This is a genomic window from Nocardioides cremeus, from assembly GCF_030518195.1.
Classification (GTDB): Bacteria; Actinomycetota; Actinomycetes; order Propionibacteriales; family Nocardioidaceae; genus Nocardioides; species Nocardioides cremeus.
In genome coordinates this window covers 221,675-246,731 of the sequence record NZ_JAULSC010000003.1, presented here as the reverse complement: position 1 = coordinate 246,731, position 25,057 = coordinate 221,675, and the positions used below count along the sequence as shown (strand labels likewise).

The 25,057-nt window shown below is 72.7% G+C and carries 25 protein-coding genes; 10 read left to right on the top strand and 15 right to left on the bottom strand.

Annotated features, from left to right (window positions below; genetic code table 11):
* The first annotated feature begins 6 nt into the window (after nt 1-6).
* Nucleotides 7-465 (top strand): response regulator, encoded by a 459-nt coding sequence (locus tag QWJ41_RS05480; RefSeq protein ID WP_302706272.1) that lies wholly within the window; start codon nt 7-9, stop codon nt 463-465.
* A 77-nt stretch (nt 466-542) separates the two neighbouring features.
* Nucleotides 543-2,600 carry a sensor histidine kinase gene (locus QWJ41_RS05475; RefSeq protein WP_302706271.1) on the top strand — a complete coding sequence of 686 codons (2,058 nt, stop codon included), beginning with the start codon at nt 543-545 and terminating at the stop codon, nt 2,598-2,600.
* A gap of 9 nt (nt 2,601-2,609) precedes the next feature.
* Here the strand turns inward: QWJ41_RS05475 and QWJ41_RS05470 are convergent, their stop codons facing one another.
* Both QWJ41_RS05470 and QWJ41_RS05465 read right to left on the bottom strand, forming a co-directional pair.
* Nucleotides 2,610-2,981 (bottom strand): response regulator transcription factor, encoded by a 372-nt coding sequence (locus QWJ41_RS05470; protein WP_302706269.1) that lies wholly within the window; start codon nt 2,979-2,981, stop codon nt 2,610-2,612.
* 52 nt (nt 2,982-3,033) lie between these two features.
* Nucleotides 3,034-5,118, bottom strand: a complete 2,085-nt coding sequence (locus QWJ41_RS05465) for an acyl-CoA dehydrogenase family protein (RefSeq protein WP_302706268.1) — start codon at nt 5,116-5,118, stop codon at nt 3,034-3,036.
* 50 nt (nt 5,119-5,168) lie between these two features.
* On the opposite strand from QWJ41_RS05465, the gene QWJ41_RS05460 reads away from it, so the two are divergent.
* Complete coding sequence (locus QWJ41_RS05460; protein WP_302706267.1) at nt 5,169-5,822, top strand: class I SAM-dependent methyltransferase; 654 nt, start codon at nt 5,169-5,171, stop codon at nt 5,820-5,822.
* On the opposite strand, the gene QWJ41_RS05455 is transcribed toward QWJ41_RS05460, so the two are convergent.
* Genes QWJ41_RS05455 through QWJ41_RS05445 form a run of 3 tightly spaced genes read right to left on the bottom strand, consistent with a single transcriptional unit; the run spans nt 5,793 to nt 8,950 of the window.
* A complete protein-coding gene (locus tag QWJ41_RS05455; protein ID WP_302706265.1) occupies nt 5,793-6,944 on the bottom strand; it encodes a prenyltransferase/squalene oxidase repeat-containing protein in 1,152 nt (383 codons plus the stop codon). The genes QWJ41_RS05460 and QWJ41_RS05455 overlap by 30 nt on opposite strands.
* Nucleotides 6,934-7,665, bottom strand: coding sequence for a class I SAM-dependent methyltransferase (locus tag QWJ41_RS05450; RefSeq protein WP_302706263.1), 732 nt, complete (start codon nt 7,663-7,665; stop codon nt 6,934-6,936). Before QWJ41_RS05450 ends, QWJ41_RS05455 begins: the two co-directional genes overlap by 11 nt.
* Complete coding sequence (locus QWJ41_RS05445; protein WP_302706261.1) at nt 7,652-8,950, bottom strand: glycosyltransferase family 4 protein; 1,299 nt, start codon at nt 8,948-8,950, stop codon at nt 7,652-7,654. Before QWJ41_RS05445 ends, QWJ41_RS05450 begins: the two co-directional genes overlap by 14 nt.
* Nucleotides 8,951-9,116: 166 nt before the next feature.
* Between QWJ41_RS05445 and QWJ41_RS05440 the strand changes: the two genes are divergently transcribed.
* Nucleotides 9,117-9,731, top strand: a complete 615-nt coding sequence (locus tag QWJ41_RS05440) for a TetR family transcriptional regulator (protein ID WP_302706260.1) — start codon at nt 9,117-9,119, stop codon at nt 9,729-9,731.
* Here the strand turns inward: QWJ41_RS05440 and QWJ41_RS05435 are convergent.
* Genes QWJ41_RS05435 through QWJ41_RS05395 form a run of 9 tightly spaced genes read right to left on the bottom strand, consistent with a single transcriptional unit; the run spans nt 9,728 to nt 16,547 of the window.
* Entirely contained in the window at nt 9,728-10,225 is a 498-nt protein-coding gene (locus QWJ41_RS05435; protein ID WP_302706259.1) for a pyridoxamine 5'-phosphate oxidase family protein, read from the bottom strand. The genes QWJ41_RS05440 and QWJ41_RS05435 overlap by 4 nt on opposite strands.
* A gap of 7 nt (nt 10,226-10,232) precedes the next feature.
* Entirely contained in the window at nt 10,233-11,024 is a 792-nt protein-coding gene (locus QWJ41_RS05430) for an SDR family NAD(P)-dependent oxidoreductase (RefSeq protein WP_302706258.1), read from the bottom strand.
* Nucleotides 11,021-11,917 (bottom strand): 3-oxoacyl-ACP reductase, encoded by an 897-nt coding sequence (locus QWJ41_RS05425; protein ID WP_302706257.1) that lies wholly within the window; start codon nt 11,915-11,917, stop codon nt 11,021-11,023. Before QWJ41_RS05425 ends, QWJ41_RS05430 begins: the two co-directional genes overlap by 4 nt.
* Entirely contained in the window at nt 11,918-12,112 is a 195-nt protein-coding gene (locus QWJ41_RS05420) for a ferredoxin (RefSeq protein WP_302706256.1), read from the bottom strand.
* A gap of 3 nt (nt 12,113-12,115) precedes the next feature.
* Entirely contained in the window at nt 12,116-13,114 is a 999-nt protein-coding gene (locus tag QWJ41_RS05415; RefSeq protein WP_302706254.1) for an NAD(P)/FAD-dependent oxidoreductase, read from the bottom strand.
* Nucleotides 13,115-13,154: 40 nt separating this feature from the next.
* The gene (locus tag QWJ41_RS05410) at nt 13,155-14,192 is read right to left on the bottom strand and encodes a PIG-L deacetylase family protein (protein WP_302706252.1); all 1,038 of its coding nucleotides are present in this window, start codon (nt 14,190-14,192) and stop codon (nt 13,155-13,157) included.
* Nucleotides 14,189-14,893 carry a response regulator transcription factor gene (locus QWJ41_RS05405; RefSeq protein ID WP_302706250.1) on the bottom strand — a complete coding sequence of 235 codons (705 nt, stop codon included), beginning with the start codon at nt 14,891-14,893 and terminating at the stop codon, nt 14,189-14,191. The genes QWJ41_RS05410 and QWJ41_RS05405 overlap by 4 nt, the downstream gene beginning before the upstream one ends.
* A 53-nt stretch (nt 14,894-14,946) precedes the next feature.
* On the bottom strand, nt 14,947-15,261 hold the full coding sequence (locus QWJ41_RS05400; RefSeq protein ID WP_302706249.1) for a hypothetical protein: 315 nt from the start codon (nt 15,259-15,261) through the stop codon (nt 14,947-14,949).
* On the bottom strand, nt 15,258-16,547 hold the full coding sequence (locus tag QWJ41_RS05395) for an MFS transporter (RefSeq protein ID WP_302706248.1): 1,290 nt from the start codon (nt 16,545-16,547) through the stop codon (nt 15,258-15,260). Before QWJ41_RS05395 ends, QWJ41_RS05400 begins: the two co-directional genes overlap by 4 nt.
* A gap of 56 nt (nt 16,548-16,603) precedes the next feature.
* Here QWJ41_RS05395 and QWJ41_RS05390 point away from each other — a divergent pair, with 56 nt between their 5' ends.
* The gene (locus tag QWJ41_RS05390; protein ID WP_302706246.1) at nt 16,604-17,305 is read left to right on the top strand and encodes an ion channel; all 702 of its coding nucleotides are present in this window, start codon (nt 16,604-16,606) and stop codon (nt 17,303-17,305) included.
* 30 nt (nt 17,306-17,335) lie between these two features.
* Here the strand turns inward: QWJ41_RS05390 and uvrB are convergent, their stop codons facing one another.
* On the bottom strand, nt 17,336-19,474 hold the full coding sequence (uvrB, locus tag QWJ41_RS05385; RefSeq protein WP_302706245.1) for an excinuclease ABC subunit UvrB: 2,139 nt from the start codon (nt 19,472-19,474) through the stop codon (nt 17,336-17,338).
* A gap of 197 nt (nt 19,475-19,671) precedes the next feature.
* Between uvrB and QWJ41_RS05380 the strand changes: the two genes are divergently transcribed.
* From QWJ41_RS05380 to QWJ41_RS05360, 5 genes are read left to right on the top strand one after another with little or no spacing between them, the layout of a single operon-like run.
* Nucleotides 19,672-20,865 (top strand): PP2C family protein-serine/threonine phosphatase, encoded by a 1,194-nt coding sequence (locus QWJ41_RS05380; protein ID WP_302706244.1) that lies wholly within the window; start codon nt 19,672-19,674, stop codon nt 20,863-20,865.
* Nucleotides 20,862-22,859, top strand: a complete 1,998-nt coding sequence (locus QWJ41_RS05375) for a glycosyltransferase family 2 protein (protein ID WP_302706242.1) — start codon at nt 20,862-20,864, stop codon at nt 22,857-22,859. Before QWJ41_RS05380 ends, QWJ41_RS05375 begins: the two co-directional genes overlap by 4 nt.
* Nucleotides 22,856-23,191: an STAS domain-containing protein gene (locus QWJ41_RS05370; protein WP_302706240.1), complete on the top strand. Its 336-nt coding sequence runs from the start codon at nt 22,856-22,858 to the stop codon at nt 23,189-23,191. Before QWJ41_RS05375 ends, QWJ41_RS05370 begins: the two co-directional genes overlap by 4 nt.
* The gene (locus tag QWJ41_RS05365) at nt 23,184-23,633 is read left to right on the top strand and encodes an ATP-binding protein (RefSeq protein WP_302706238.1); all 450 of its coding nucleotides are present in this window, start codon (nt 23,184-23,186) and stop codon (nt 23,631-23,633) included. Before QWJ41_RS05370 ends, QWJ41_RS05365 begins: the two co-directional genes overlap by 8 nt.
* Entirely contained in the window at nt 23,621-24,991 is a 1,371-nt protein-coding gene (locus tag QWJ41_RS05360; protein ID WP_302706237.1) for a glycoside hydrolase family 26 protein, read from the top strand. Before QWJ41_RS05365 ends, QWJ41_RS05360 begins: the two co-directional genes overlap by 13 nt.
* Nucleotides 24,992-25,057: the final 66 nt, after the last annotated feature.

The following is a 25,057-nucleotide window of genomic DNA, read 5'->3' as shown; positions in this document are numbered from 1 at the left end:
GGAGGCATGGCAACCATCCTGGTCGTGGACGACGACGCCGACATCCGAGAGCTGGTCGAGCTGGCGCTCTCCAGCGAGGGCCACCTCGTCGCCACCGCCCGTGACGGTGCCGCGGCCCTGGAGCACCTCGACGAGCACCAGGTCGACCTGGCGGTCGTCGACGTGACGATGCCCGTGCTTGGCGGCATCGGGTTCACCGCCGCGCTGCGCAGCCTGGAGCGTCGCTCCTACGGCCGCCGACCCCGCACCAGCGTGGTGCTCCTGTCGGCCCTGACCTCGCCCGACGACATCGACGCCGGGCTGGCCGCCGGGGCCGACGGCTACCTCCCCAAGCCCTTCCGCATCGCCGACCTGCTGCGCGTGGTGCGGGTGCACCTGGCACGGCGCGAGCGCGCCAGGGCCGGCGACGACGCCGACGACGGGGAGGCCGTCGAGGACCTCTGCGGGGCCTGGCGCAGCCGGTGACGTCACGCCCCGCCCGGCTCCACGACTCACCGGCGACGGTTCTGGCCCCCGGGCCACGTGGAACCCATGATGGGCAGGTGCACGCCTCCCCCGACGATCATGCGCGCCGGGTGCCGGCGCTCGCGGCCGCCGGCCTGCTCGGCCTGGTCTTCGCCCTGGGCGTCCTCTCCGTGCGCTTCGCCGTGCCCGGCACCGAGGTCGCCGCCTGGTGGCCCGCGTCGGGCGTCGGCGCCGGCCTGCTCCTGCTGCACGACCGGCGCTACTGGCCGCTTCTGGTCGCGCTGCTGGTGCCGATCGCTGCGGCGGCCAACATCGTCGGCGGACGCCCCGTGCCGCTGTCGCTCGTCTACGGCGTGGTCAACGCCGCCGAGGTGGTGCTGTTCTGCGTGGCATTGGGCGGCCTGCGCGCACGTCCCTCGCTGGTCACCGGCGAGGACTTCCGCCGCCTGCTGGTCACCGGGCTGGCCACGGGGCTGGGCATCGGCGTGGTCGCCGGCCTGGTGGTCGCGGTGATGACCGACGGCGACCCCTGGAGCACCGCCCGCAGCGTCGCCGCCTCCCACTCCGCAGCCCTGCTGGCCGTGGTGCCGGTGTTCCTCAGGTCCATCCCGGCACCCGACCTCCTCGACCACCGGCGCAGGGCGGTGGTGGCGCAGCTCCTGCTGACCGCGATCGTCTCCTCGGTGGTCTTCGCCCCCGGCCAGGTCCTGCCGCTGACCTTCCTGGTGGTGCCGCTCGTCGTCTGGGGCGCCGCCGTGCTCCCGGTGCGCTGGTTGACCTGGCAGATCCTGGCCGTGAGCACCGGGGTGACCCTGATGACCTCGGAGGCGGGCGGTCCCTTCGGCGCCCCGGACAGCATCGACGCCCAGATGCGCGGCGCGATGGTGCAGCTCTTCATCGTCACCCTGGTCGTCGTCGCGCTCCCCCTCGCCATCGCCGTGCAGCAGCGGCGCAGCGCGCTCGACCAGGCCCGCAGCGCTGCGGCGGCGCTGCGCCGCGAGCGCGAGCTGACCTCCGCGGTGCTCAACTCCGCCACCGACACCGCGATCATCGGCGCCGACCCCGACGGCGTCATCACCTACGCCAACCCCGGCGCCGAGTCCCTGCTCGCCCGGCCCTCGAGCGGTCTCGTCGGCACGCCGTTGACCTCGATCTACGCCCCCGAGGCGCTGCGCGCGCGCCGCACGCCCGGCGTCGGCGACCTCGCCACCGTGACCCGCTCGGTCGCCGACGGCGACCCCGTGCGCCAGGACTGGTGCTGGCTGCGCGGCGACGGCACCCAGGTCACGGTCAACGTGGCCACCACCGCGCTCCTCGACGACGAGGCCCGCCCGGCCGGCTACCTGGTCGTCGCCCACGACGTCTCCGAGCGCCGCGCCGCCGAGCGGGTGCTGCGCGCCGCGCTCGACCGGGAGCAGCAGGCGGTCGAGCGCCTCGAGGAGCTGGACCGCGAGAAGTCGGAGTTCGTGTCGTCGGTCAGCCACGAGCTGCGCACGCCGATGACCAGCGTGCTCGGCTTCACCCAGCTGCTGGGCAGCGGCGCCGGCGGGAGCCTGACCGAGCGCCAGCGAGACATGGTCGGGCGCATCGAGCGCAGCGGCCACCGGCTGCTGGGGCTGATCGAGAACATCCTCTCGCTCTCGCGCGTCGAGTCGCAGCGCGAGACCGAGGCCGCGGTCGCACCCTGCGACCTGCGAGAGGTCGTCGGCGCCGCGCTGGAGGAGACCGAGGAGCTGGTGCGACCGCGCGACCTCACCCTGCGCACCGCCCTGCCCGATGAGCCGGCGGTGGTGCGCTGCGAGCGCGACCAGCTGGAGCGCGTCGTGATCAACCTCGTCTCCAACGCGGTGAAGTTCACTCCCGACGGCGGTCGGGTCGGCCTCGACCTGACGGTCTCGGGGGACGAGGCTGTGCTGCGCGTCAGCGACACCGGGGTCGGCATCCCCGAGGCCGAGCAGAAGCGCCTCTTCGAGTCCTTCTTCCGGGCCAGCACGGCACTGAGCGCCGGCGTGCAGGGCACCGGCCTGGGCCTGACGATCGTCCGCTCGATCGTCGAGCGCCACGGCGGCACTATCGCGGTGAGGTCCGCCGAGGGCGCCGGGACGACCTTCGAGGTCCGGCTGCCGCTGGGGTGACCGGGCTGCTCACCCCAGGAGCGCGGCGACCCGGTCGAGCAGCGCGTCGGTGTCGAAGGGCTTGAGCACGTACTCCGTGGCGCCCGCCTCGAGACCTTGCGCCTCGTCCTGGGGCCGGGAACGGGCGGTCAGCATCACGACCGGGACCTCCGCGGTGAGCGGGTGGGCCCGCAGCGCCCTCGCCACGTCGAGCCCGTCGAGGTCGCCGGGCAGCGCGCCGTCGAGCAGCACCAGGTCGGGAGACTGCCCGGTCCCGGTCGCCAGCGTGAGGGCGGCCTGCCCGTCGGTGCACGACCAGACGGTGTGCCCGGCGTCCTCGAGCAGCATCTGCAGCAGGGCGTGCACGTCGGCATCGTCCTCAACCACCAGGATCCGCGACACCGAGCCTCCTTGGCCCCTCGACCTGCCGGCGACTTTACCCGTCAGGGTCTCGTCACCGCGGCAGTCCCAGGATCCGTTCGCCCGCGACGTTGCGCAGCACCTGGGTGGTGCCGCCGGCGATCGAGAGGCACCGGGTGTTCAGCATCTCCCGCACGTCCTCGGCCAGCTGCTCGCGCGAGGCGTCGGGCCGGTACGCCGCCACCGCGGCGTGCTGCAGGTCCACCACCAGCTCGGCGGCGTCCTGGCGGTTGCGCACGCCGAGCAGCTTGGCGACGCTCGACTCGGGACCTGGTCCCTGCCCGGCCAGCGAGCGCAGCGTGGAGCGCACCCCCAGCAGCATGCACACGGTGGACAGCGCCACGGTGCGCCCCACCGCCGCCCGCTCGCCGGTCTCGAGCCCGCCGGCGGCGGCCAGCTCGATCGCCCGCTCGGTGGAGGTGGCCAGCCGACTGCCCGCCATCGCGACCCTCTCGTTGGCCAGGGTGGTGCGCGCCAGGCGCCAGCCGTCCCCCGGCTCGGCGACCACGCAGTCGTCGGGCACGAAGACGTCGTCGAGGAAGACCTCGTTGAAGAGGGCCTCGCCGGTGATCTCGCGCAGGGGTCGCACGTCGATGCCCTCCGAGGCGCGCATGTCGACCAGGAAGTAGGTGATGCCCCGGTGCTGGGGCACGTCGGGGTCGGTGCGGGCCAGGCAGATGGCCCAGTCGGCGCGGTCGGCCAGCGAGGTCCACACCTTCTGCCCGCTCAGGCGCCACCCGCCCTCGACCCGGACGGCACGGGTGCGCAGCGAGGCCAGGTCGGAGCCGGCCCCGGGCTCGGAGAACAGCTGGCACCACACGATCTCGCCGCGCAGCGAGGGCAGCACGAACCGCTCGCGCTGCTCGTCGCTGCCGTGCTGGACGATCGTGGGCAGGGCCCAGCCGGCGATCACGATGTCGGGCCGCTCGACCCCGGCGGCGGCGAGCTCCTCGTCGATGACGACCTGCTCGACGGCGCCGGCCCCGCGGCCGTAGGGCGCGGGCCAGTGCGGCGTCAGCAGACCCGCGCGCACCAGCGCGTCGCGGCGCTGCTCGACCGGCAGCGCGGCCACGGCGGCGACGTCGTCGCGCACGGCGGGCCGCACCGCGTCGTCGCGTCCCTGCAGGTCCAGCCGCACGCGCCGCCGCCGACCCGACACCGTGGCCGTCACGAGACGTTCGGCCGCCTCGTCGCGACGCCCGAGCAGGCCACGCAGGGCCAGGGCACGCCGCAGGTAGAGGTGGGCGTCGTGCTCGAAGGTGAACCCGATCCCGCCCAGCACCTGGATGCAGGACTTGGCCACGTCGACGGCGCCGTCGAAGCAGGTCACGGCGGCGACGTCGGCGGCGAAGTCCCACTGCTCGCGGTCCCCGTCGGCCGCGGCCGAGGCGACGTCCCAGGCGGCCGCGGTGACCGCCTCGGCGCTCTCGAGCATCTCCGCGCACAGGTGCTTGACGGCCTGGAAGCTGCCGATCGGGCGACCGAACTGCTCGCGGACCCCCGCGTAGGAGACCGCCGTGGCCAGGCACCAGCGGGCCAGGCCGGCGGCCTCGGCGGCGGCGTACGTGACCGCGGCCCGGCGCAGGTCGGCGGCGCCGGCACCCTCCACCCGGACGCCCGCCGACCTGTCGACCGCGGTGACCCGGCCGAAGCGACGACTGAGGTCGAGCCCGGTGAGCGGCTCGGTGGCGACGGCGCTGCCCTCGACGAGCAGCAGCCCGGCCCCGTCGGCCACGAGCAGCCGGTCGGCGCTGGGCGCGTCCCACGCCAGGTCGTCCAGCACCAGCGAGACCACGCCGTCCACGCCGTCTCCGGCCGTCTGGCCGGGAGCCAGGTGGGCCGCCACGACCGGGCCCAGCAGCGGACCGGGCACCAGCTCGTGGGCACAGGCCTCGAGGGCCACCGCCACGTCGAGCGGCCCCCCGCCCCCGCCGCCGTGCTCCTCGGCGACCGCGATGGCGGGCACCCCCATCTCGACCAGCGCCTTCCAGGCGTCGGCGAAGCCGGCGGACTCGTCGCCCTCGGCGGCCCGGGCCAGCCCGGGGCCGTCCAGCGCGCCCGCCCAGGAGCGCAGGCTGGCCGCCAGCTCGGTGTGCTCCTCGGAGATCCCGATCGACATGCTGTGCCCTCCAGAACTAGAACGTGTTCCAACTCTATAGGCTGCACCGCGTGAGCGACGACTGGTTGTCCCATGCCCTGGCCGCGAAGGGCTTCATGCCCGAGGACGAGGGCGACCTGCTGCACCGGCGCGCCCTGGAGCGGCTGCCGCACGGGCCGGTGCTCGAGGTCGGCACCTACTGCGGCAAGTCGGCGGTCTACCTCGGTGCCGCGGCCCGCCAGGTCGGCGGCGACCAGGCGGTCGTCTTCAGCGTCGACCACCACCGCGGCTCGGAGGAGAACCAGGCCGGCTGGGAGCACCACGACCCCGAGGTCGTCGACGGCGACGTCGGGCTGATGGAGACCCTGCCCTTCGCCCGCCGCACCCTGCACGACGCCGGGCTGAGCGACCACGTAGTTCTCGTGGTGGGCCGCTCCACCACGGTGAGCCGGCACTGGGCCACGCCGCTGTCGCTGCTCTTCATCGACGGCGGGCACGCCGAGGAGCACGCCCAGGCCGACTACACCGGCTGGGCGCACCACCTGCTGGCCGGCGGCCTGCTGGTGATCCACGACGTCTTCGCCGACCCCGCCGACGGGGGCCAGGCGCCGTACCACGTGCACCAGCGGGCGCTGGCCTCCGGCGCGTTCGAGGAGGACGAGGCGCTGGGCTCGATGCGGGTGCTGCGGCGGGTCTCAGGCGCGCCGGGAGAACCCGTCGGCTGAGACCGGCTCGTCGGCGCAGCCGCACTCCAGGCCGATCTCGGCGAAGTGCGGGGCCAGCGAGGTGCCGCGCATGATCCCCGAGCCGGGCGTGGCGTGGCCGTGGGTCTCCCCCAGCGCGTCGACCGCCAGCAGCACCGCGGCGGCGGTGTAGGTGGTCCACTCCGGCGGCCAGTTGACGTTGACCGGCTCGGTGGCGGTGGCCTCGTCGCCGTAGACCCAGCCGGTCCAGTACCTGCCGTCGTCGGTGCGCAGGTGCTGCATGTCGGCCAGCAGGCCCAGCGCGCGCCGCCCCTCCCCGAGGGAGTCGAGCGCCATCACGAGCTCGCAGGTCTCGGCGCCGGTCACCCAGGGGTTGGTGTCGACGCACAGGATGCCCAGGCCGGGGCGCACGAAGTCGTCCCAGCGGCTGTCGATGAGCGCCAGCCCGTCGTCGCCGCGCACGGCGCCGCCCAGGACCGGGTAGTACCAGTCCATCGAGTAGGTGGCCTTGTCGAGGAACAGGTCGCGGTGGCGCCGCACCGCGTGGCCCAGCCGACCCCCGGCCAGCTCCCACTCGGGCTGCGGCTCGTCGAGCAGGTCGGCCAGCGCGACGCCGGCGCGCAGGGACTGGTAGATGCTCGAGGAGCCGGCGAGCAGCGCGCCGTCCTCCTCGGGGGTCCAGTTGATGCCGCCGAAGGCGAGCTGCTGGCCCACCACCCAGTCGAGGCCGGCCCGCACCGAGGGCCAGAACCGCTGCACGAAGGCCAGGTCGCGACGCACCAGCCAGTGGTGCCAGATCCCGACGGCCAGGTAGGCCGACATGTTGACCTCGCCGCGCGGGTCCTCGACCTCGCCGCCCACGATCTTCATCGGCCACGACCCGTCGGCGCGCTGCATCGTGGGCACCCACGCGTAGGCGCGCTCGGCGGCCTCGACCTCGCCGCCCACGAGCAGCGCCATCGCGGCCTCGACGTGGTTCCAGATGTCGGTGTGCTCGCCGGTCGTCCACGGCACCGAGCCGCAGGGCTCCTGCATGTCGGCGATCGAGCGGGCGGTGTCGGCGACCTGCTGGGCCGAGAGCACCCCGTCGACGTACGGCAGCCGGGCCAGCTCGGCGTCGGCCACCCGGTCCTCAGGCCGCACGCGGGTCGCTCACGGGCTTGGTGAAGTAGAGCACCATGCTCTTGCCGATCAGCGGGTCGAGCACCTTGCCGGCCAGCCGCAGGGCGCGCGGCTGCTTCATGATCTCCCACACCAGGAGACGGTGGTAGGCCTTGACGGCCGGGTGCTCGTCGTTGGTGACGCCGACGGCGCACTTGATCCACCAGTACGGCGCGTGCAGGCCGTGGGCGTAGTCCTTGCCGTCGTAGGTCAGCCCGGCGTTCTGCAGCTTGCCGATCAGCTCCTTGTCGGAGTAGATCCGGATGTGGCCGTAGGGCACGTTGTGGTAGTCGTCGCTGAGCTTCCAGTTGACGATCTCGGGGAACCAGCGCGGCACCGAGACCGCCATCGTCCCGCCCGGTCGCAGCACCCGGGCCAGCTCGGCGATGGCCTGGATGTCGGCGGGGATGTGCTCGAGGACCTCGGCGGCCACGACACGGTCGAACTCGCCGTCGGCGAACGGCAGCGACAGGGCGTCGCCCTCCTTGACGTCGGCCTCGGCCCCCTCGGGCACCTCACCGGCCTCGCGCATGGCCACGAACAGCTCGCGCACGCCGGCCAGCTCGTCGGCGTCCATGTCGAAGGCGATCACGTCACCGCCGCGGCGGTAGGCCTCGAAGGCGTGCCGGCCGCCGCCGGCGCCCATGTCGAGCACGCGGTCACCCGGGCGCAGGCCCAGGCGGTCGAAGTCAACGGTGAGCACTGGTGCCCCACTTTCTGCTCGCCCGGCCCTTGCGGCCGGTGCCGGTCATCGGTCCTGTGGTCTGCCACGAGGCGATCACGTCCTCGTAGGCGGCGGCGACGGTGGCCGCCACCGCGCGCCAGCTGAACATCTCCTCGACGCGGCGGCGGCCCGCGCGTCCCATCTCCGCGCGGCGCTCGGGGTCGTCGAGCAGCGCGGCCAGGGCCGCGGTCAGCTCGCCGACGTCACCCGGGGTGACCAGGTCGGCGCACAGCCCGTCGGGGCCGACGACCTCGGGGATCGCGCCGGCGCGCGAGACGATCAACGGCGTGGCGCAGGCCATCAGCTCCGCGGTCGGCAGCGAGAAGCCCTCGTAGAGCGACGGCACGCAGGCCACCTCCGCGGAGCCCATCAGCTCGACGAGCTCGGCCTCGCTGACCCCGTGCACGAACCGCACGGCATCGCCGATGGAGAGCTTGTCGATGAGCTTCTCGGTGCGGCCGCCGGGCTGCGGCTTGGTGACCAGCAGCAGCTCGACGTCGCGCTCGGTGCGCAGCTTGGCGAAGGCCTCCAGCAGCGTGGAGATGCCCTTCATCGGCGCGTCCGCGCTGGCCATCGCCAGGATCCGTCCGGGCACCCGGGGCTTCGTCGGGGGCACGAACCCGTCGTCGACGCCGAGCAGGATGACCTGCATGCGCGCCGGGTCGACACCGAAGTCGCGGGCGATGTCGCGCTTGGAGGTCTCCGAGGGCGTCATCAGCGCCCGGGCCGAGCGGGCCACGCGTCCCTGCATCCGCAGGAAGCCGTACCACCGGCGCAGCGTGAGCTTGCGGTAGGGGTTGCGGGTCTGGGCCAGGTCGATGCGCCGGTCGAAGGTGATCGGGTGGTGCAGCGTGGTGATCAGCGGCATCGTCCGCTCGACGTCGAGCATGCCGTAGCCGAGCACCTGGTTGTCGTGGGCGATGTCGAACTCGTCGGCCCGTTCGCGCAGCAGCCGGGCCACCCGGGTGCTGAAGGTCTTCGGCTCGGGGAAGCCGGCCGCGCACATCGTCGCGAACTCCTCGACGTCGACCCGGTCACGGAACTCGCGCAGCTTGGGCACCCGGAACGGGTCGGGCTCGCGGTAGAGGTCGAGGCTGGGCACCTTGGTCAGGCGCACGCCCTCGTCGAGCTCGGGGTAGGGCTGGCCCGAGAACACCTCCACCTCGTGGCCCAGCGCGACGAGCTCGCGGCTGAGGTGGCGGATGTAGATGCCCTGGCCGCCGCAGTGCGGCTTCGATCGGTAGGACAGCATCGCGATCCGCATGCCGGGCTCCTCTGGTCGGTACGGCCATCGGGCCGGTCGGGGGTCTCGAGCCACCGCCGCCCGCCTCACCCCTCGGGGCCGTGGTGCGGAGTGGAACGTGTTCTATCATGTCACGACTCGTCGGTAGCCTAGTCGGCGATCCATCGACCACACGAAAGGGTCCAGCGTGACCGTCAGCAACTCCCTCAGCAGCGACGAGCTCGGCTCGGCCGCCCAGCGCGAGCGTCGCAAGCGCATCCTCGACGCCACCATCGCGCTGGCCTCCGAGGGAGGCTTCGACGCCGTGCAGATGCGCTCGGTCGCCGACCAGGCCGAGGTGGCGCTGGGCACGCTGTACCGCTACTTCCCCTCCAAGATCCACCTGCTGGTCTCGGCGCTGGGCCGCGAGTTCGAGCGCGCCGAGGCGCAGTTCGCCCAGCGCGAGATCCCCGGCGACACCGCCGCCGAGCGGGTGGTCAACGTGCTCAAGACGACCAGCCGCGGGGTGCGCGGCGACGCCCACCTCACCGAGGCCCTGACCCGCGCCTTCATGTTCGCCGACGCCTCGGTGCGCACCGAGATCGACCACGTCGGCATGCTGATGACGCGGATGGTCACCCGCGCCATGGACCCCACCCGCGACGCGGCCGGCGACGAGCTGAGCGAGGCCGACATCGCCATCGCCCAGGTGATCGGCGACGTGTGGCTCTCCGCGCTGGTGGGCTGGGTGACCGGTCGCGCGACGGTGGCCGAGACCAGCCAGAAGATCGAGGTCGCGGTCGGGCTGCTGCTGCGCGACTAGCGCACAGCGGCGGCCGTCGAGCCGCCCAGGTCCATCGCCGGCAGCCCCAGCTTGCGGTGGTCCCAGCTGCGCACCCGGTCGGCGTCGAGCCGCACCACGACGCGGTTCCTGGCCATCACGTCGACGAAGGGGCGCATCTCCTCGGTGTACGGCGCGTTGTAGCGCTCGAACACGTTGACGCACACGTCCCAGACCAGCTGCTCGTCCTCGAGGACCACCCCGGTGCCCTCGAGCGCGACCCCGCGCAGCTGGTCGTAGGTGTGGCCGTTCTCCACGAGGAAGCTCATCCGCGGGTCGCGGCGCAGGTTGACGACCTTCTGCGACTTGGCCTTCGTCTCGAGGTAGACGTGGCCGTCGAGCCAGGCGTACCACATGGCGACCAGGTGCACGGCGCCGTCCTTGCCGATCGTGGCGACCGTCGAGCTGCGCTGCTCGGTCAGGAACGCGTCGACCTCGGCGTCGTCCATCTGGACCTGCCCGCGCTGGTTGGCCATCTGCTGCTCATCCTCCGAAGGCGTGGGTGGCGCTGACGCCGCCGTCGACGGCGATCTCCGCGCCGTTGACGTACGTCGACTCGTCGCTGGCGAGGTACACGTAGAGCGGGGCGACGTCGTGGGGGTGCCCGACCCGTCGCATCGGCACCTTCGCCGCGCCGTACTCCATCGCCGCGTCCCCGCCGTGCTCGCGCGTCATCGGGGTGTCGATCATGCCGGGATGCACCGAGTTGACCCGGATGCCGTGCGGTCCGAGCTCGTGCGAGGCGCCCTTGGTCATGCCGCGGATCGCGAACTTGGTCGCGCCGTAGGCCACCACGCCCGACATGCCGCCCAGGCCCTCGGTCGAGCTGGCGTTGATGATGGAGCCGCCGCCGTTCTTGCGCATCGTGCGGGCCACCGCCTTCATGCCCAGGAAGCAGCCGAGCTGGTTGACCCGGAACATCAGCTCGAGGTCGGCGACGTCCTGGCGCTCGACCTGGCCGAAGCGCAGCACCCCCGCGTTGTTGGCCAGCACCGAGACCGGCCCCCACTGCTCGCTGGTGTCCGCGACCAGCGAGGTCCAGGACTCCTCGTCGCTGACGTCGTGGTGGGCGAAGCGGGCCATCCCCGGGTGCGAGGCCTCGAGCTCGGCGGCCAGCGCCTCGCCCTGCTCGTCGGCGACGTCGGCGATCACGGTGCGTGCGCCCTCGGCCACGAACGCGCGGCAGATGCCGGCCCCCTGGCCCATCGCCCCTCCGGTCACGATCGCGACCTTCCCGGCCAGCCGGCCGGGGCCGGTCCCGTTGCTGCTGGTCACAGGGTCATCCTCATGATCGAGTCGGCGGCGAAGCCGACGGCGGGGTCGCGCTCGGCGAAGAAGCCGCCCAGCTGCTGGTCGAGCTCGTCGGCGGTCCAGGTGGTGCCCGTGGTGTCGAAGCGCTGCTCGACGACGGGCGCGGCGACCACGGCCACCATGCCGCCGTACACCACCAGCACCTGGCCGGTGATCCGCTCGGCGGCGGGCGAGGCGAGGTAGGCCACCACGGGTGCGACGTGCTCGGGCGAGTAGGGGTCGACGCCCTCGCCCGAGGTGTCCTCGCCGAAGACCTCGGCGGTCATCGCGGTGCGGGCCCGCGGGCAGATCGCGTTGGCACGCACGCCCGAGGAGCCCAGTGCGCGGGCGGTGGCGACGGTGAGGGCGGCGATGCCGGCCTTGGCGGCGCCGTAGTTGGCCTGCCCGGGCGGGCCCGACAGGAACGCCTCGGAGGCCGTGTTGACGACGCTGCCGTAGACCGGGCCGCCCGCCTGCTTGGCCTGCGCACGCCAGTGCGCGGCGGCGTTGCGCGAGAGCAGGAAGTGCCCCCGCAGGTGCACCCGCACGACCGAGTCGAACTCCTCGTCGCTCATGTTGAAGAGCATCCGGTCCCGGGTCATGCCCGCGTTGTTGACCACGACGTCGAGGCGCCCCAGGTCGTCGACGGCGGCCGCTAGCATCGCGTCGGCGGTGCTGCGCTCCGCGACGTCGCCCTCCACGACCAGCACCCGGCGCCCCAGCGCCTTGACCTCGTCGACCACCTGGTCGGCGGCGCCCAGCAGGTCGTTGACCACCAGGTCGGCGCCCGCACCGGCCATGGCCAGCGCCTCGGCGCGGCCCAGGCCGGCCCCCGCACCCGTCACGACGGCGACGCGGCCCTCCAGCGACGTGCTCACTCAGTCCTCCAGCCGGATCGCGGCGCGCGGGCACGCCGCGACGGCGCGCTCGACGTCGGCGCGGTTGTCGTCGGTGGTCTGCTCGGTCTTGAGCTGCAGGTAGTCGTCGTCGTCGAGCTCGAAGACCTGCGGGGCCATCGCCTCGCACAGCGCGTTCGACTCGCACAGGTCGAAGTCGACCTTGATCGTGCTCATGGATCAGCTCCCTTCACTGGAGTGGCCCGGGAACACCTTGGCCCCGGGGTCGATGGCGACGGTGGCGTTGTTGACGGCCGTGGCCGCCTCGCCGAAGCCGACGGCGATCAGCCGCACCTTGCCGGGGTGCTCGGTGATGTCGCCGGCGGCGAAGACACGGGGCAGGTTGGTGCGCATCGAGGGGTCCACCACCACGTGGCGCTTGTCGACCTCGATGCCCCACTGCTGGATCGGGCCGAGGTCGGCGACGAAGCCGAGGGCGGCCACCACGGCCTGGCAGGCCAGCACCGTCGTCTCCTCGCCCTGCCTGAGCTCGATCTCGCCGAGCGGCCCGTCGGGGTCGCCGGGAGCGGCGCGCAGCGCCAGCACCTCGGCCTCGGTGACGAGGCGCACCGAGGAGGCGCGCACCTGCGCGACGGTCCGCTCGTGGGCGCGGAACTGCGCCCGCCGGTGCACGAGGGTCACCGACCGCGCGACCGGCTCGAGGTGCACCGCCCAGTCGAAGGCCGAGTCGCCACCGCCGACGATCACCACGTCCTTGTCGGCGTACGGCTCGAAGCGCGGCACGAAGAACTCCAGCCCGCGACCCAGCCAGCCCTCCCCCGCCGGCAGCGGCCGCGGGCTGAACTTGCCGATGCCCGCGGTCACCAGCACGGCGCCGGCCCGCACGCTGGTGCCGTCGTCGAGCCCCACCACGACACCGTCGTCGTGGTGCTCCAGGCTCAGCGCGGTGCGCCCGAGCAGGTACGTCGGGTCGGCGCTGGCGGCCTGCTCGACCAGGCCCGCCACCAGGTCGCGACCCTTGACGGCGGGGAAGCCCGCCACGTCGAGGATCAGCTTCTCGGGGTACATCGCGGTGATCTGCCCGCCCAGCTCGGGCAGCGAGTCGACGACCGCCACCCGGTGGCCCCGGAAGCCCGCGTAGTAGGCGGCGAACAGCCCGGTCGGGCCGGCGCCCACGACCAAGAGGTCGCACTCCACGTGCTCGGCGGTCTGGGTCACACCGAAATCATAACGTGTTCTAGTTTCGGCGTCACGTGTGTCAGGGACTGGTCGGGAAGCTCTCGTGCTCGCTGGCCCGGAGCACCTCGAAGGGCTCCGCGTAGCGGGCGTGCGGCAGCTGGCGCGCCCAGTAGCGGGCCGTGGCCACCACGAGGTCGGGTGCCAGGTAGTGCCGCTGCGCCTGCGAGCGGTAGTGGGCCAGCAGCTCGACCTTCTCCTCGATCGTCTCCCCCACCGGCACGAACTTCGTCGGCGCGAACTCGTTGCGCGACGAGGGCGACTGGTAGCAGTAGAGCTGCGGGACCCGGCGGGCCGCGATGACCGTCGCCTCGTGGACAGCGCGGTGGTCCTGGTGGTCGTCGGCCTTGGAGTGCACGTAGACCGTGGTCGGGCGGGCGTGCGCGATGGCCGCCTCCACCAGCTCGACGGCATCGTGGGAGTCACCGATGCGGGTGTCGGGCAGGTCGGCCATCAACAGCTCGGCCGAGAGCGCCATCGACGCGCCCGCGGCCTCGCGCCGGCGCAGCTCGATCTCGCCGCCGACCGCCCCCCGGCTCAGCGTCAGCACCGTGATCGCGTGCCCCAGCCGCCGGTGCCGCAGCAGCGTCGCACCGCAGCCGATCTCGATGTCGTCGGGGTGCGCCCCGACGGCGAGCACCCGCTCCTGGGCACCCGGTGGGTGCTGCCCGACGAGGTCGAGCGCCGACGCGGGGTCGGCCGGGTCGACGACCTCACCCAGGCCGGCGCGCATCGCGCGCAGCAGGCCGGCGCCGTCGGCACCGGCTCCGGCGAGCACCACGACCCGCGTCTGCGGCCAGTCCCGCCGGATCCGGTCGACGAGGTCCAACGTGGCGTCGTCGAGCAGGGCGGGGTCGACCAGCAGCACCGCCGGCGGTCCGGAGACGTCGATGAGCTCCAGCGTCTCGACCGGCTCCAGCACCAGCGGCAGGTGCCCGGCGTCCCCGAGCGCGGCGAGCAGTGCGTCGACCCGGGCACGCGTCCACACGACGACGAGACGCTCGGGCGCGACCGCCTCGCGCACCAGCCCGGCGGGCGGGTCGGGGAGCGGTGCGTTCATGCGTCGGTGTCGAGGAGGTAGGAGCTCCCGTCGACGGTGCGGATCCAGTCGCGCCCGGAGGCGTTGCGCAGCTTGCGCCGCAGCCCCGCCACCTGCACGTCGACCACGAAGTCGGACTCGATCAGCTCGCCCGACCACACCTCGGCGGCCAGCTCCTCGCGCGACCAGGGCTGGTCGGGGCGCGAGGCCAGGGTGGCCAGGAGGTCGAGCTCGGGAGGGGTCAGCGGCAGCGGCGCGCCCTCGAGCGTGGCCCACTTCTGCTCCCGCGAGACGACCAGCCCTCCCGGCAGCTGCTGGGGCACCGAGCGCGCCGGTGGCTGGGGCAGCGAACCGACCCGCGGACGGCGCAGCAGCGCGGCGGCGCGGGCCTTGAGCTCTCGAGGGGAGAACGGCTTGACGAGGTACTCGTCGGCGCCCACCTCGAGCCCCACGAGCCGCTCCACCTCCGTGTCCCGGCCGGTGACCATGACGACGTAGGCGTCGGTGAAGGTGCGCAGCTCGCGGCACACGTCGGTGCCGTCGGCGTCGGGGAGCGTGAGGTCGAGGGTGACCAGGTCGGGTGCCCAGCTGCGGGCGGTGCTGATGGCCGCCGCCCCGGTGCCGACGGCCTGCACCTCCAGGCCCAGCCCCTCCAGCACCAGCACGAGGAGGTCGCGGATGTCGGGGTCGTCGTCGACCACGAGCGCGCGGTGCTCGCTCACGCGGGTCCTCTCGTCGGGGGGCGGGGACGGCGCTGGGGGCGCCTGCGCCAACCCTAGTCGCGTCCCCCTTCGCCGGGCACCGGCACCCGGCGTTCCCAGCGCGCGCGGCGCTCGTCGTCGCTCTGCTCCCACCAGGGCTCGCCGCGCTCCCCCAGCGCCTCCTTCGCGGCCTGCACGCCGGCACGCGAGCGCTGCTCCTCGTCGGTGCCGCGGGTGCGTCGTACGTCGCGGCGCCAGGCCATCAGGGCCTTCTGCAGCTCGTCGCGGCGCTCGGCGGGGATCGCGGGGTCGGTGGCCCGCCAGCGACGGCCGTCGATGACGACGTACCGGCCGTCGGGGGTGTGCTCGACGTCCCTGCGACCGCTCACGGCGCGCTCCCCGCCTCGAGGGCGGCACGGTCGAAGGTGCGCCGGGCCCGCAGCCGGTAGCGGTAGACCTGGACCAGGCCGATCGTCCAGATCACGTACTGCGTGCTCATCGCCCACTGGAAGGCCTCGGGCGTGTAGTCGGTGCCGCCACCCGGCGTGCGCCAGTCGAGCACGAGCCCGATCGCCACGACCAGCACGAGGCTCGCGGAGAAGCCGCCGACGTTGATGATGCCGGTCGAGCTGGCCAGCCGCTCCGGTGGGTTGGCGGTGCGTCCCACGTCGAAGCCGATCATCGAGGCCGGGCCACCGACGCCCACCACCAGGGCCAGCACGACCAGCAGCGCCAGCGGCGCGGGACCCGGCCAGACCAGCACCAGCGTCCAGGTCGCGACGATGGTCGCGACGATGCCCAGCACCATCGACGAGCGGTGCCACGGGTGCAGCCCGATGAGCCAGCCCAGCACCGGCCCGCTGACGATCACCGCGACCACGATCAGCGTGAGCAGCAGCCCCGCCTCACCGGGCGTGCGGCCCTCGCCCCGCACGAAGAACGGGTAGCCCCAGAGCAGCGTCAGCGTGGTCGAGCTGAACTGCGTCGAGAAGTGCATCCAGAACCCCAGCCGGGTGCCGGGGTGCGACCAGGAGGCCCGCAGGCTGGCGACCACCCGTGCCGGCGACATCAGCTCCCCGCGCGTGTGCCGGCGCCCCGGCGCGTCGGCGACCACGGCCAGGGCCACCAGCGTCAGCACGGCCCCGACCACGGCCGTGACGAGGTAGGCGGTCGTCCAGCCCCACCGGCCCAGCGCCCAGGTCATCGGGATCGCCGCCGCGATCGCGCCGGTCTGGCCGATGGTGCCGGTCAGCTGGGAGAAGAAGGGCACCCGCCGCACCGGGAACCAGGTGGCCAGCAGCCGCAGCACGCAGATGAAGGTCATCGCGTCGCCCATGCCCACGAAGAACCGGGCGAGCAGCGCGAGGGCGTAGGTGTCGGCGAACGCGAAGGCCGTCTGCGCCGCGGCGAGCAGGACGGCACCGCTGAGCAGCACGCTGCGGGGCCCGTACCGGTCGACGAGCAGCCCGACCGGCACCTGCATCGCGGCGTAGACCAGCAGCTGCAGCATCGTGAAGCTGGCCAGCTGGGAGGCCGAGATGTCGAAGCGCTCGGTGGCCACCAGACCCGCCACGGCGAGCGAGGAGCGGTGGAAGACGGCCAGCAGGTAGAGCGACAGGGCGACCGCCCAGACCAGCACGGCCCGCGACGACGGCCGTCCGCTGTGCCTGCTCACCGCACCATTGTCCGCCCCGGCGGTGCGCCCGGGTGTCCACCCCTAGGGTGGCCGTCATGAGGAGCCGGTTCTCGCGCGATCCCCGACCCGACGGATTCCTCGGGCCACAACCCTCCGCGGTGCTCCTGGCCACCCAGGTGCTCGCGGTGATCGCCTACCCGTTCCTCGACACCAGCACCGCAGGACGTGCCCTGCTCGGGGTCGCGCAGATCGCCGTGGTCGGCGCCGCCCTGGCGGCCGTGCGACGCACTCCGGCCCTGACCTGGGTTGCGCTGCTCGTCGGGGTGCCCGCCGCGTGCTTCACCGTGCTCGAGGCGCTGACCACCGGCGTCGACTGGATCGTGCTGGTCTCGGCGTTGCTGCACGCGCCGTTCTACTTCTACGTCTCCTACTCGATGGTCCGCTACCTCTTCCACGACGACAAGGTCACCAGGGACGAGCTCTACGCCACCGGCGCCGCGTTCACCGTCGTGGCCTGGGGCTTCGCCTACGTCTACGCGGCGGTGGCCGTCCTGTCCCCCGACTCGTTCTCCGGCGGGTCCGCCACCGACGGCCAGACGTGGTTCGAGCTGCTCTACCTGTCGTTCTCGGTGCTCACCAGCGTGGGTCTCTCCGACGTCGTGCCGATGGGCTCGCACGCGAGGTCCTTCGTCGCGGTCGAGATGGTGGTGGGGGTCCTCTACGTCGCCCTGGTGATCTCGCGCCTGGTCGGGCTGACCGTGAGCCGCCAGGCGATGAAGGCCGCCGACAAGGACTGAGCAGGCCCTGCGGAGACCGGCCACCTGCGGCTACTTGGTGGCCTCCATCATCTGGCGCAGCTCCTTCTTCAGCTCCTCCACCTCGTCGCGCAGCCGCGCGGCCAGCTCGAACTGCAGCTCGGCGGCCGCCTCGCGCATCTGGTCGGTGAGGTCCTGGATGAGCTGGGCCAGGTCGGCGCTGGGCATGCCCGCCAGCTCCTTGGCGTGCTTCCCGGCGTCCTTGCCCGCCAGCGCCGGCACCGGCTGCTTGGCCTTGACCCCGCCGGCCCGGCCCTTGGCCGCCGTGCCGGCCCAGGTCTCGAGCAGCGCCTGGGTGTTCTCGTCCTCGCGCGCGAGCATCTCGGTGATGTCGGCGATCTTCTTGCGCAGCGGCATCGGGTCGACGCCGTGGGCGGTGTTGTAGGCCACCTGCTTCTCGCGGCGCCGGTTGGTCTCCTCGATCGCGGCCTCCATCGAGGGCGTGATCTTGTCGGCGTACATGTGCACCTGGCCCGACACGTTGCGCGCCGCGCGCCCGATCGTCTGGATCAGCGACTTGTCGGAGCGCAGGAACCCCTCCTTGTCGGCGTCGAGGATCGAGACCAGGGAGACCTCCGGCAGGTCGAGGCCCTCGCGCAGCAGGTTGATGCCGACCAGCACGTCGTACTGGCCCAGCCGCAGGTCGCGCAGCAGCTCGATGCGCTTGAGGGTGTCGACCTCGCTGTGCAGGTAGCGGGTGCGGATGCCGGCGTCGAGGAGGTAGTCGGTGAGGTCCTCCGACATCTTCTTGGTCAACGTGGTGACCAGCACCCGCTCCTGCTTCTGCGCCCGCTCCCGGATCTCGTGGATGAGGTCGTCGATCTGGCCCTTGGTCGGCTTGACCACGACCTCGGGGTCGATCAGGCCGGTGGGGCGGATGATCTGCTCGACCACGTGCGGCGGGGTCGATCCGCCGACCTTGTCGAGCTCGTAGTCGCCGGGGGTGGCGGAGAGGTAGATGGTCTGCCCGATCCGCTCGAGGAACTCCTCCCACTTCAGCGGCCGGTTGTCCATGGCGCTGGGCAGCCGGAAGCCGTGGTCGACCAGGTTGCGCTTGCGCGACATGTCGCCCTCGTACATGCCGCCGATCTGCGGGACCGCGACGTGGGACTCGTCGACGACGAGCATGTAGTCCTCGGGGAAGTAGTCGAGCAGGCAGTTGGGCGCCGAGCCGCGGCTGCGCCCGTCCATGTGCATCGAGTAGTTCTCGATGCCCGAGCAGGAGCCGACCTGGCGCATCATCTCGATGTCGTACGTCGTGCGCATCCGCAGGCGCTGCGCCTCGAGCAGCTTGCCCTGCTTCTCGAAGCTGGCCAGCTGCTCCTCGAGCTCGGCCTCGATCCCGCGGATGGCGCGCTCCATCCGCTCGGGGCCGGCGACGTAGTGGGTGGCGGGGAAGACGTAGAGCTCGGTGTCCTCGGTGATCACCTCGCCGGTCACGGCGTGCAGGGTCATCAGCCGCTCGATCTCGTCACCGAAGAACTCGATGCGCACCGCGTGCTCCTCGTAGACCGGGAAGATCTCGAGGGTGTCGCCGCGCACCCGGAAGGTGCCGCGGGTGAAGGACATGTCGTTGCGCGTGTACTGGATCTCCACCAGCTGGCGCAGGATCGAGTCGCGGTCGCGCTCCTCGCCCACCCGCAGCCGCAACATCCGGTCGACGTACTCCTGCGGGGTGCCCAGGCCGTAGATGCAGGAGACGGTGCTGACCACGATCACGTCGCGGCGGGTCAGCAGCGAGTTGGTCGCCGAGTGCCGCAGTCGCTCGACCTCCTCGTTGATCGAGGAGTCCTTCTCGATGTAGGTGTCGGTCTGGGGGACGTAGGCCTCGGGCTGGTAGTAGTCGTAGTAGGAGACGAAGTACTCCACCGCGTTGTCGGGGAAGAGCTGGCGCAGCTCGTTGGCGAACTGCGCAGCCAGCGTCTTGTTGGGCTGCAGCACCAGCAGCGGGCGCTGCACCTGCTCGGCGACCCACGCGACGGTGGCGGTCTTGCCGGTGCCGGTGGCGCCCAGGAGCACGACGTCCTGCTCGCCGCCGTTGATCCGCTTGGAGATCTCGGCGATCGCTGCGGGCTGGTCGCCGCCGGGCTGGTAGTCGGAGACCACCTTGAAGGGGGCGACGCGGCGCTCGAGGTCGGTGACGGGACGCATGCGTCGAGCCTAGACAGGCCCACCGACACCCGCACGGTCCCGGCGGTGGCCCGCACCGCCGCGAAGTCTGACCGATCGGTCACTCTTGACCCAGGATTCCCTCGCGCACTCACACGTCACGCGGCCCCGCCCCTACTATTTCGTCCCGGGGTCCGGTGCGCTGTCGCACGCCCGACGAAACATGGGAAGCAGGGTCGATGACACAGACGGTGGACCAGTCGCGCACCCGCAGGGCGCGCACCGCCGCGAGCCTGGGGCTGCTCGAGGCCGAGCGCAACGCACGGGTGGACCGCATCACCGCTCTGGCGGCCCGGGTCTTCGGGGTCGAGATGACCACCGTGACCGTGCTCGACGGCGACCGCGCGACCTTCCCCCTCAGCCACGGCCTCGACCCCGGCACCACGATGCCGCGCAGCGAGGTCTTCTGCGACCTCACCCAGCGCCAGGGCGAGCCGATGTACGTCGAGGACGCCTCGCTCGACCCCCGCTTCGCGAGCTGGCCGATCGTGACCGACGCCGGCATCCGGTTCTACGCAGGTCACCCCCTGCGCGACCACATGGGCACCGTCGTGGCCACCCTGTGCCTGCTCGACAGCACCCCGCGGCGCCTGGGCGACGACGAGAAGGAGCTGCTCGCCGAGCTCGCCGGGCTGGCCGAGACCGAGATGGTCTCCTCGACCGAGATGCGTCTGGCCCAGGAGGCCCAGGCCTCGCTGCTGCCGCAGGCCGGCCTGGAGGTCGACGGCTGGCGCATCGAGGGCGCCTGCGTGCCGGCCGCGGCCGTGGGCGGCGACTTCTACGACTACCGGGCCACCGGTCGCAGCGCCGTGCTGCGGCTGGCCGACGTGATGGGCAAGGGCACGCCCGCCGCCCTGGTCGCCGCCGGGGTCCGTGCGGCCCTGCGCGGCACCGAGGCCGCCGCCGCCGGGGTCGACCTCGGGGTGACGGTCACCCGCACCGCCCGGACGCTCGCCGACGACATGGAGCGCACCGAGTCGTTCGTGACGCTCTTCGAGGCGGTCATCGACCTCGACGACGGCGAGGTGCGCTACGTCGACGCGGGTTGCGGCCTGGCCCTGGTGGCCCGCAACGACGGCAGCGTGGAGCCGCTGCGCAGCAACGACGGGCCGATCGGGCTGTGGGCCGAGGACCACTGGACCGAGCACCGGACCAGGTTGGAGCCGGGCGAGCGCCTGGTCGTGGTCAGCGACGGGGTGCTGGACCTCGTCGGCGAGGGACCGGGCCACGCCGACCGCATCGCCGAGCTCGTCCTGGGGCGCGACGCGGTCTCGCGGCTAGAGGAGATCGTGCGCGGCTGCGAGACCACCTCGGCGGTCGACGACGTCACCGTCGTCGTGGCCACCCGGCCCGCGTCGGAGGGTGCCCGATGAGTCGCCGACTGCTGCTGATCCGGGTCATCGTCGTCGTGACGGCGCTGACCGGGCTCAACTACATCACGTGGCGCTGGCTCTTCTCGATCAACTTCGACGCCTGGTACATCGCCTTCCCGCTGATCCTCGCCGAGACCTACTCGCTGATCGACTCGCTGCTCTTCGGCTTCGGCATCTGGCGGCTCAAGGAGCGTCCGGCGCCTCCCCCGCCGCCCGACGGGCTGAGCGTCGACGTGCTCATCACGACGTACAACGAACCCGTCGACCTGGTGATGAACACCGCGCTCGCCGCCAAGGCCATCCGGTACCCGCACCAGACCTGGATCCTCGACGACGGCAACCGGCCGGAGATGCGCGCGGCGGCCGAGGAGCACGGCATCGGCTGGATCTCCCGGTCCGAGGAGTGGGCCGGGATGCCTCGGCACGCCAAGGCCGGCAACCTCAACAACGCGCTCGTGCAGACCGACGGTGAGTTCATCCTCATCCTCGACGCCGACCAGGTCCCGACTCCCGAGATGCTCGATGCCACGCTCGGCTACTTCGACGACCCGGAGATGGGGCTGGTCCAGACCCCGCAGTTCTTCGTCAACGTGCCCGAGAACGACCCGCTGGGCAGCCAGGCACCGCTCTTCTACGGGCCGATCCAGCAGAGCAAGGACGGATGGAACTCGGCGTTCTTCTGCGGCTCCAACGCCGTCATCCGGCGTGAGGCGCTGGTGCAGATCGGGGTGTCCCGCTACGCCGGCGAGATCTCGTTGCGCGTCTGGCAGACCCTGTACTACGCCACCGGCGTGCTGAAGAAGGCACGCAAGCAGGTGCCTGCCGAGGAGACCGGCACCCGCGAGGCCCTGCTCGAGGTCGAGGCCCTCGTGGAGCGGGCCCGTCAGGAGCTCACCGACGGCGAGGCGCTCTTCGACGTGACCTACCGCTTCCAGCGCAGCGTCGACGCGGTGCGCCGCCGGATGGTGGACGCCGACCTCAGCAGCCTCCAGGCCGACCTCGCCGAGATCGCCGCGCTCGGGGCCGCCGAAGGCGACCAGGACTTCTCGCTCGACGACAACCAGGAGGCGCTCGCCCGCCTGGCCGCGCGCGAGTGGTCGCCCATGGGCGCCATCGACTCGGTCACCGCCCTGGTCGACGCCGTCGACGTCGACCGTGGCGGCGAGGCGCAGGCCATCATGCCGATGGCGACCATCTCGGTCACCGAGGACATGGCCACCTGCATGCGCATGCACGGCCTGGGGTGGAAGTCGGCCTACCACGACACCCCGCTGGCCTTCGGCCTGGCGCCCGAGGACCTCAAGACGATGCTTACCCAGCGACTGCGCTGGGCCCAGGGCACGATGCAGGTGATGTTCCGCGAGAACCCGCTGTCGCAGAAGCGCCTGTCGTGGCCGCAGCGGCTCATGTACTTCTCGACGATGTGGAGCTACCTCTCCGGCTTCGCCGCCCTGGCCTTCCTGGCGGCGCCGGTGCTGTTCCTGGTCTTCGGGGTGCTGCCGGTCCAGGCCCTGAGCAGCGACTTCTTCGTGCGCCTGATCCCCTTCCTGGTCATCAACCAGCTGCTCTTCATCGTCGTCTCCGACGGGCGCCCCACCTGGCGCGGGATGCAGTACTCGCTGGCGCTGTTCCCGACCTGGATCCGGGCCTTCACCTCCGCCTTCGGCAACGTGTTCATGGGGCGCAGCCTCGACTTCGCGGTGACGCCGAAGGAGAAGCAGGAGCCGACGGGGCCGGCGTACCACCTGATCAAGCCCCAGCTCTTCGCCATCGCCGCCCTGCTGGTGGCGGTCGTCGTCGGGACGGTGCGCATGATCGTGGGCGACGCCGAGGTGCTGCCCACGCTCTTCAACTTCGTCTGGGTCGGCCTCGACCTGGCGCTGATCTCCGTGATCGTCCAAGCCGCGCGCTACCGGGGCTTCGAGCCCGGCAGCGCCACGTCCCTGCCCGCGACGGCCCAGGCCGCGCTGCGCAACCGAGAGGAAGCCTCATGATCGAGTTCGACGTCCGCACGCTGGACACCGGGGTGGGGGTCGTGACTCCCCGCGGCCGCCTGAACATGGTCGCCGCGCGCCAGTTCAAGACGATCCTGGGCGACCTCGTCACCGAGGGCACCCACCGGATCGTGGTCGACCTGGCCGAGACCGACTTCATCGACTCCTCGGGCCTGGGCGCCCTCATCGGCGGGGTCAAGCAGACCCGCCAGCAGGGCGGCGACCTGCGCATCGCGCGACCCACCGAGAGCGTGATGGGCGTCCTCGAGCTCACCAACCTCGCCCGGGTCCTGCGCCCGCGCGACGCGGTCGACACGGCCTTCGATGACTGAGGTCCTCCTGCCCGACCTGCCGGCCCGCCTGCAGGCCGAGGTGCCGACCACGTTGGAGGGCGTCGACGCGGTGCACGACCTGCTCGCCGCGTTCTGGGAGCAGCAGCCCGACGTCCCCGACCTGTGCCGGATGCGCGTGGAGACCGCCACGGTCGAGATCGTGGCCAACGTGGTCGAGCACGCCTTCGCCGCCGACGAGACCAGTGGCGCCGACGGCGAGCGCCGCCGCCTGACGATCGCCGTGGGCCGCGACGACACCGTCGTCACCGTCGCCTGCCGCGACAACGGCCAGCCCGCGGCCATCGACCTGAGCGACGTCGCCATGCCCGGCGACGACGCCGAGTCGGGCCGCGGCCTGGCGATGGCCCTCCAGGTCCTCGACGACCTGCGCTACGAGCACGACAACGGGCGCAACCTGTGGAGCATGACGTGCGCCCTCTGAGGCGGCTCGCCGGCCTGCTGGGCACCACCCTGGGCACGACCCTGGGCGCCACCATGGCGCTCGTGCCGACGGCGTACGCCGCCGAGGCGGAGCCCGACCTGCCCCCGCAGGGCACCGCCTGGTTCGGGGCCGAGCTCGACTGGGACCGCGACTCCCCGCGCCGCTACCTCGACCGCCTGGGCACCGACGCCTCGCTGCTGGCCCGCCCCGTGGCCTACCCGCTCACCGACGGCTCCCGCCGGGCGCTGCGCCGCCTGGCCCGCACCTCCGCCGAGCAGGGCGCGATGAGCGTGGTCGACCTCCAGCCCGCGACGACGCTGGACGGCCTCGACGCCGACGACGCCGAGACGCTGGTCGAGGAGCTCGACGAGCTGGGCGAGGCGCACGGCAGCAGGTTCCTGCTGCGCTTCGCGCCCGAGATGAACGGCTCCTGGACCGCGTGGGGCCAGCAGCCGACGGCGTACGTCGCCGCGTTCCGCGAGCTTGCCGAGGTGGTGCACGCCGAGGCCGAGGCCGCCTGGACGGTCTGGGCCCCGGCGTACGGCGCCGGCTACCCCTACGGAGGCTCGATCGACGGGGTGCGCCTGGGCAGCGTCACCAGCGCGTCCGACGCGCGCGACGGCAAGCGGCTCGACACCGACGGCAGCGGCGACCTGGCTCCCGGGGACGACCCCTACGGGCCCTACTACCCCGGCGACGAGGCGGTCGACTGGGTCGGCCTGACGATGCTGCGCTACGGGGTCAGCCAGCGCTTCGGCGCCAACGTGCGGCCCGGCTCCGACGCGCTGCAGGCGCGGCTCGACGAGGACTTCGGCTACGGCGCGCCCGGCTCGCGCACCAGCTTCTACGACCGCTTCGCGGACTCGCGTGACCAGCCGATGCTGCTGGTGACCGGCGCGCTCTACAACCCGGCGGGCAAGGGCGTGAGCGAGGACGAGGTCAAGCGCACCTGGCTCCGGCAGGTCGCCGGCGCCGTGCGGTCCCGAGCGCGGCTGCGCGCGGTGGTGTGGCTCGAGGACGCCCGCTTCGAGCCCGAGGTCGGCCGGGTCGTGCGCTGGGGCCTGACCCGGTCGCGTGCCCTGGCCACGACCGCCAGCCGCATCCTCGAGCGCGGCCCCTTCGACCTGGGCCCCGTCCTGACCCCGGTCGCCCAGGACGAGGCGGCCCCGGAGCCGGAGGAGAGCCAGGAGGTCGAGGAGCGCGACGACGAGCCGGCCTCGTTCCTCGACCGGGCCGAGGAGACCACCGGTGTGCCGGTCGAGGGCGCGGCCTCGGTGCTCGGCGCCGTCGCGCTGCTGCTCGGCGTGGGCCTGGCCCTGCGGGCGCGCCGGCGCCGGATGCGCCCGCCCTGGCTGTGAGCCGATTCGCGCTTCCCTTCCCCAAACCTGAACAATGCTCATATATTCGGGCGCACGCTCCCTCCC

Bases quoted from the DNA above. Each gene is read 5' to 3' on its own strand.
- QWJ41_RS05480 (WP_302706272.1), top strand. From the start codon at position 7: ATGGCAACCATCCTGGTCGTGGACGACGACGCCGACATCCGAGAGCTG.
- QWJ41_RS05375 (WP_302706242.1), top strand. From the start codon at position 20,862: ATGAGTCGCCGACTGCTGCTGATCCGGGTCATCGTCGTCGTGACGGCG.
- QWJ41_RS05380 (WP_302706244.1), top strand. From the start codon at position 19,672: ATGACACAGACGGTGGACCAGTCGCGCACCCGCAGGGCGCGCACCGCC.
- QWJ41_RS05445 (WP_302706261.1), bottom strand. From the start codon at position 8,950: ATGCGGATCGCGATGCTGTCCTACCGATCGAAGCCGCACTGCGGCGGC.
- QWJ41_RS05365 (WP_302706238.1), top strand. From the start codon at position 23,184: ATGACTGAGGTCCTCCTGCCCGACCTGCCGGCCCGCCTGCAGGCCGAG.
- uvrB (WP_302706245.1), bottom strand. From the start codon at position 19,474: ATGCGTCCCGTCACCGACCTCGAGCGCCGCGTCGCCCCCTTCAAGGTG.
- QWJ41_RS05435 (WP_302706259.1), bottom strand. From the start codon at position 10,225: ATGGCCAACCAGCGCGGGCAGGTCCAGATGGACGACGCCGAGGTCGAC.
- QWJ41_RS05420 (WP_302706256.1), bottom strand. From the start codon at position 12,112: ATGAGCACGATCAAGGTCGACTTCGACCTGTGCGAGTCGAACGCGCTG.
- QWJ41_RS05370 (WP_302706240.1), top strand. From the start codon at position 22,856: ATGATCGAGTTCGACGTCCGCACGCTGGACACCGGGGTGGGGGTCGTG.
- QWJ41_RS05410 (WP_302706252.1), bottom strand. From the start codon at position 14,192: ATGAACGCACCGCTCCCCGACCCGCCCGCCGGGCTGGTGCGCGAGGCG.
- QWJ41_RS05465 (WP_302706268.1), bottom strand. From the start codon at position 5,118: ATGTCGATCGGGATCTCCGAGGAGCACACCGAGCTGGCGGCCAGCCTG.
- QWJ41_RS05390 (WP_302706246.1), top strand. From the start codon at position 16,604: ATGAGGAGCCGGTTCTCGCGCGATCCCCGACCCGACGGATTCCTCGGG.